At 49.9% G+C, this 6,228-nt stretch carries 5 protein-coding genes; all 5 read left to right on the forward strand.

What is annotated here, in order from left to right:
• The first annotated feature begins 30 nt into the window (after window positions 1–30).
• Window positions 31–594 carry a GerMN domain-containing protein gene (locus JCM10914_RS03330; RefSeq protein ID WP_023957373.1) on the forward strand — a complete coding sequence of 188 codons (564 nt, stop codon included), beginning with the start codon at window positions 31–33 and terminating at the stop codon, window positions 592–594.
• 77 nt (window positions 595–671) lie between these two features.
• A complete protein-coding gene (locus JCM10914_RS03335; RefSeq protein WP_023957374.1) occupies window positions 672–3,398 on the forward strand; it encodes an S-layer homology domain-containing protein in 2,727 nt (908 codons plus the stop codon).
• Window positions 3,399–3,483: 85 nt separating this feature from the next.
• Entirely contained in the window at window positions 3,484–4,167 is a 684-nt protein-coding gene (gene nth, locus JCM10914_RS03340; RefSeq protein ID WP_023957375.1) for an endonuclease III, read from the forward strand.
• Window positions 4,168–4,195: 28 nt separating this feature from the next.
• Window positions 4,196–4,480 (forward strand): hypothetical protein, encoded by a 285-nt coding sequence (locus JCM10914_RS03345; RefSeq protein WP_023957376.1) that lies wholly within the window; start codon window positions 4,196–4,198, stop codon window positions 4,478–4,480.
• 201 nt (window positions 4,481–4,681) lie between these two features.
• The coding region (locus tag JCM10914_RS03350; protein ID WP_197286824.1) for a dynamin family protein at window positions 4,682–6,228 on the forward strand (1,547 nt) is incomplete at its 3' end.

Genomic DNA, 6,228 nt, shown 5'->3' on the forward strand with positions numbered 1-6,228 from the left:
GAAGTTGCGATTTGCAGGAGGTGGCTGTTTTTGAATAAAAGAATATGGTCGATTGCTTTATTGTCAGCGATTATGCTGGTGAGTGCCGGTTGCGGACAGAAACCGGGTGCTGCTCCGGAAACGCCTGGACAGATCGCTCCGGCTCCTGGCGAGAGTAATGGGGGGACTTCGAATGGTGCAGGAAACGAAGCTCCGGAGACGGATATGTTGACTGAAAATATTGCCGTTTATTACACGGATCCGGAAATGATGGAGTTAATTGAAGGAAGCGCCGCGATTACCTATAAGGACGCTGATGATAAGTACGATGCGGCATTCAAAGCATTGCAGCAGAGTGACGATCCCAATCAGATCCCGCTATGGGAAAAGGTAGAGCTGAACAGCTCGAAGCTTGAGGATGGGAACCTTACGCTGGATTTGACAATTCCTGCCGAGGCTAACCTGGGTGCAGGCGGAGAGTTGTTTGCAGTAGATGCGATCAAGAACACGTTCTTTCAGTTTGAAGAGGTTACTTCGCTTCAATTGACCGTTGATGGGGAACAAGTCGAATCCTTGATGGGCCACGTGGAATTGGAGAATCCGATGACTAGGTAATGATGGTTGAAGGAGATCACGTTTTGCTGTCGAATTATAGTAAATGATGAAGCAGTAGTTATGAGAGGGGAAAGAAAATGGTACTTAGACACAGCAAACATGTTCATTCCAAAAAAGTGGTCTCCGCCGTCATGGCTGGACTTATAGCATTTGGAGGCTCGGCCTCCCTCGTTTCAGCGGACGAAGAAGCGGTTAATGCACCAGTCAATGCCACCCAGTCAGCAGTCAATGCATTCAGCGATGTAAGCACAGGTTACTGGGGAGAGAAGTACATTTACCAATTGGCAGCTCAAGGGATTGTAACCGGAGCGAACGGGAAGTTTCGTCCGAACGACCCTGTGACACAGCAGGAAGCGCTGACGATGGCGATCCGGTTCTTAAGTATGCAAGATCGATTAGGCAGCGGTGCTGCGACATTACCGACAAATATTAAAGTGAACGAATTTTTCAAGCAATACGTAGAGCTGGCATTTCAGCAAAACCTGATCAACAAACAGAAGGAATCTGGTTATTCCGATGAAAAAGTGATGTGGGGTGCACAGAAAGCATCTCGTGAGTGGATTACCGAAGTGTTGGTTCGTTCGATCGGACGTACTTCCGAGGCGAATGCTGCACAAGGTCAATCGACAAGCTTTGCAGATAACGCGAATATATCCCCCGACCACTTGGGGTATGTGAATGTGGCGGTAGAGCTTGGATTGGCTAAAGGCGTGAACGGTAACAAGTTTGACCCTAAGGGAGCGGTCACGCGTGCTCAGCTGGCGACTTTCTTCAGTCGAGCTCAAGCTTATATCGATACGAACTATGCCAATCAGTACAAAGGTTCCATTGCTTCCCTGGATAGTGGCAAGCTGGAACTCTATACAGAGGGCAAGCTCAATTCGTTCAAAATTGACGCTTCGACGGTTTATTTCACTTCCGATTCCGAGAAGAGATTGGCGTTCACAGATGTTAATCCTTACACACAAGCGGTCGTAGTCGTTAACAATGGAACCGCAGCGTATGTGGAGATTACGGATGCAACGCCGCAAGTCGAGCGTTTCGAACGTACATATGCACGATTGTCTCCAAACAATGTCATCTGGTTTGATACAGGCAATACGTTCGAGGAATTGAGTTACGATGCAACGACCGTATTCCTGGATCAGAACGGCAACAAGATCGATCCGAAGACGCTGGCTGCGGGCAGCTTGTTAACGATTGAGCGTGAGACGTACAGCCCACAGAGAAAGATTGTCTCCATTCGCGTGAAGAGTGGCTTGGTGAACAAGTCAGCTGCGGGGGTGGTTACTCATATCGATGCGGCAACAAAATCGCTTACCTTGAAGGACAGCACGGGATACGAGGATACGTTTACTTGGGACGAGGCCACGGTTATTCGTTACCAGAATCAAATTCTCTTGCCGTCCGAACTTAAGAACGGGTATAACGTAAACTTCACGGTAAAGAACAGTGTGCTGCAGTCGATCGAAGTAACGCAGAGCGTGGATCGTACAGTGCAAGGCATGCTGTACTCGGTTGAAGATAACGGGAAGACGATTACGTATAAGCGCAGCGGCAGCACCCAGCTTGAGACGAAGTTCCTGGCGGCTCAACCGGAGATTATACTTAGTGGTGTTGCGAAGCCGGTGCTATCGGACCTGCTGGCGGATTCCGTATCGGGAGATCAGGTTACCCTGACTATCAATGGGGATGAACAAGTAACGAAGATCGAAGTAACGGGCCGTCAGATGGAATCGCTGGATGCCGTGACGATCGTGAATTATGACTCCAAGACAGGCTGGCTGACCGTTAGAGATATTAACAATCAGCCGCGCGTCATCATACTCGATGACAAGACGAAACTGGAATCGAGCAACGGAACGACATTGGACAAAGTGGTGCCGCTGCTGGGGGCTGGTCGGAAGGTTAGCGTTACGCTAATCGGAACTCGTGCACTTTCATTGGAAGTGGTCTACAAAGTGGAAGGCAAGATCCAGAGCATCAACACGTCCAAGCGAGTAGTATCCATACTGACTGCAGGCGGCAAGGTGGAGGAAATTCCGTACAACACGAATATGAGTGTGGAGATCTTCGGCAAGTCCTCGGCAGCCTTGTCAGATGTTCGCATAGGCGATGAAGTGGTGGCGCAATTGTCCTCCAATCAGGATTATTTGCAATCCTTGAAGCTGAAAACTGCGGGACAGTTCGAAGTCGTCCTCACGGAGCCGTCGAAGAATCGGATCCGCGTGAAAGCCAACGGTGTAACAAGTGATCTCTATACGGACAAAGCTACTTTGACCGGGGAGAATGGGCAAGCGATTCTCTTGTCTGATCTGCGTCAGGGAGCACTTGTCAACATCACGCTGCAAGGTACAACAGCTGTAGCCGTTGCCGAAGTCAAGCTCACTCTTGGCGAAATTACGAGCGTGGATGCTACAGGTAACGTATTAACCGTGAAGGATTTCTCACGTAATACACAGTCGTTTGGTGTGAGTGCTGGCGTGAAGGTCGTACGCAACGGATCAACTGTGACGAACCTGAGCATTCTAAGCGTGGGCGACCGCGTAGAGATCCGCAAGGATACACAAGGCGTCACGATCGTGAATGTCATGGAGAAGCAGGAGCGTTCTTTTTGGTTAGTGAATGGAACGGAGCTGCAGGTCAAGCGCAAATCGATTACAGATTCATTCCGATTCACGTTATCTGACAAAGTATTTGTTCATCAAGGTGACACGACTTTGTCCGTGCAATCCCTGAAGGAAAATGATAATATTGTACTGTACTTAAACAACGGTGTCGTTACTGAGATCGTAAAACAGTAGATTATCTACGTGGGATTGCTCGAGAAACACCGTCTTGATGCGGGGATTTCCGCATCAAGATTTTTTTTTGCGGGAGGGATTTCTTATGAATGCAGCTACGGTTCGGCATATTCTGGATACGATGGAGTCCATGTTTCCGGATGCACATTGTGAACTGAATCACAGCAATGCGTTCGAGTTAACCATTGCCGTGCTGCTCTCAGCGCAATGTACGGATGAAACGGTGAATAAAGTGACCAAGGATCTGTTTCAGAAATACAAAACGCCGCTTGATTACGTATCCGTTCCGATTGAGGAATTAGAACAGGATATTCGGCGAATTGGTCTATACAGGAACAAGGCGAAGCATATTCATAATCTCTGCGCGATACTGATCGAGCAGTATAACGGTGATGTACCGGAATCCCACGACGAATTGGTCAAACTTCCCGGCGTGGGCAGGAAGACAGCCAACGTCGTTGTATCCAATGCCTTCGGTGTGCCTGCAATTGCCGTGGACACGCATGTGGAGCGGGTATCCAAACGTCTTGGACTGGCAGGCTGGAAGGATTCCGTGCTGGAAGTGGAACGGAAACTGATGAAGCGCGTGCCGATGGATGAATGGACGATGACGCATCACCGAATCATTTTTTTCGGACGATATCATTGCAAAGCCCAGAATCCGCAGTGTCCGGTATGCCCACTGTTGGATGTTTGCCGAGAAGGCAAAAAACGTATGAAAACTTCCGTAGTCAGGAAGAATAAGGAACAACCAATGAGCAAGAAATAGACAAGAAAAAAAGAGGATGGGATTACACATGAAATGCATCTCGGTTTACACAGACAATTTTGAACTGTTCTCCGATATTTTTGAGCATGTGGTGGAGAGCCAGAGCCAACTGAACGAGAATGATGAGCAGGAAGTGGAAGGCGTAACCTACAGCCACTCCGGAGAAGCACCGGAGCACTACCTGGAGCGTATGTCACAAAAGCCTGAAGTCGTTGTTATGCGTGACAAATCACGCAATTTGACTATTCTTCAGCATGGTAACGTATTTGAAATTTTGATTCCGGCAGAAGAGAGCAGTACCGTTGTATCTTAATGACTAACGTATGGATGCGATAACCATTGGACAGGCAGGGAAGGAATCTTCCCTGACCTGTCTTTTGCGTTCTAATCAGCTTCATTCGCTATAAGGGTGATTCCTTTACGACGCCAGCGGTGATAAAATAAAATGATGTGAAGGAATCATTCAGATAGATAAGAGATCCATGGACAGGAGCGAGAAAAGACATTGAAGTTGATGGCTGAGCAGGAGATAGGTTATAGCGAGAATGAATTGACTAAGACCCAAGATCGTTTTTTGGCGTGGCAAGACGCCTCTTCCGCCGCTTTGGTCGAAGATTTGCTGCATAAAGGGACGGGCGGAGAACTGACGCTGGCTTTCTGCGGTCATTTCTCCGCAGGCAAATCCAGTATGATCAATGCACTGTGCGGGAAACCGGTGTTGCCTGCCGGTCCAGTACCCACGAGCGCCAACGTGGTTTCGATTCGTAGCGGCGAGTCGCGGGCGCTAATCCATCGTACGGAGGCACAGGGGCTGCCGCTGACGGTAACGATCGAGGAATTGGCGCAATATTGCAAGGAAGGCCGAGCATATTCTTCGATTGAAGTGTGGGACGACGTACCTTTGCTGGGCGAGCACGGCGTGCTCATGGATACCCCGGGTGTAGATTCCACGGATGATGGGCATCGACTAGCTACCCACTCCGCTCTGCATATGGCGGATGTCGTGTTCTATGTGATGGATTATAACCATGTCCAGTCCGAAAGCAATCTCATGTTTGCCAAAAGCTTGTCCGATTGGGGGAAGCCGCTGTACCTGATCGTCAATCAGATCGATAAGCATCGGGATGATGAATTGTCGCTGTCGGCGTATCTGGACGATGTGAAGAAAGCCTTCACTCAGTGGAAAATATCATATAAAAGCATTCTGTGTACTTCACTGAAGGTGAAGGATCATCCATATAACCAATGGGAATCGTTGAAATCCTTAATTGGCGAACTGCTTGAGCACTCGGCACCGCTTCTTAACTATAGTATCTCCCGGTCTGTGCAACACGCCGCGGATCAGCACGTAGAAGCATTCATCCGAAGTCACCAGGAGGAGAAGGAACGCCTCCTGGAGGAGATGGGCGGCGAGGAAGCGGCTGCTGCTCTGAACGCTCGCTTACAGGAGCTGGAGGATGAGAAAGCTGCTGCAGAACGATTACCTGATTCCGCGCGGAGTGAGCTTCGTCTGGAAGCCGACTCGCTGCTGGGAAATGCGAACCTGATGCCGGCTGATATTCGGGATCTGGCGCTGGCATTTCTGGAAAGTCGCAAAAGCGGGTTTAAGGTCGGCTTTCTCTTCTCCGGCGGCAAGACGGAGGAAGAGCGTAAACGGCGTCTGGAGACATTCCATCTTCGACTGAAGGAACAGACCGATGCCCAGATTAACTGGCATATGCGTACGCTGCTCCAGCAGAAAGTGCAGCAGCATACCGAGTGGAGAGGCGACTGGGAAGCTATGCTCGACGCTGAGCTGCCTTCGGTCAGCGAGGAGATGATTACGCGCGCGGTGAATACAGACGCAATCGTGTCCGGGGAATATGTGCTGAATTATTCGAAGGAGCTGGCCGAGCAGGTCAAGGCCAGCTACCGCCGAGCCGTGATGGTGCTTGCCGATCGGCTCAAGGAGGTCTTGACGGAGGATGCTATCGTCCGTCTGCAAGAGCTGGAGCGCCAAAGCGAGGAGCTGATGGCGCAGTCGGCGGCTTCCGCCAGCTACGCTGCCTTGCAGCAGGCGGA

The sequence above is a fragment of the Paenibacillus sp. JCM 10914 genome, assembly GCF_001315105.1.
GTDB lineage: Bacteria > Bacillota > Bacilli > Paenibacillales > Paenibacillaceae > Paenibacillus_AQ.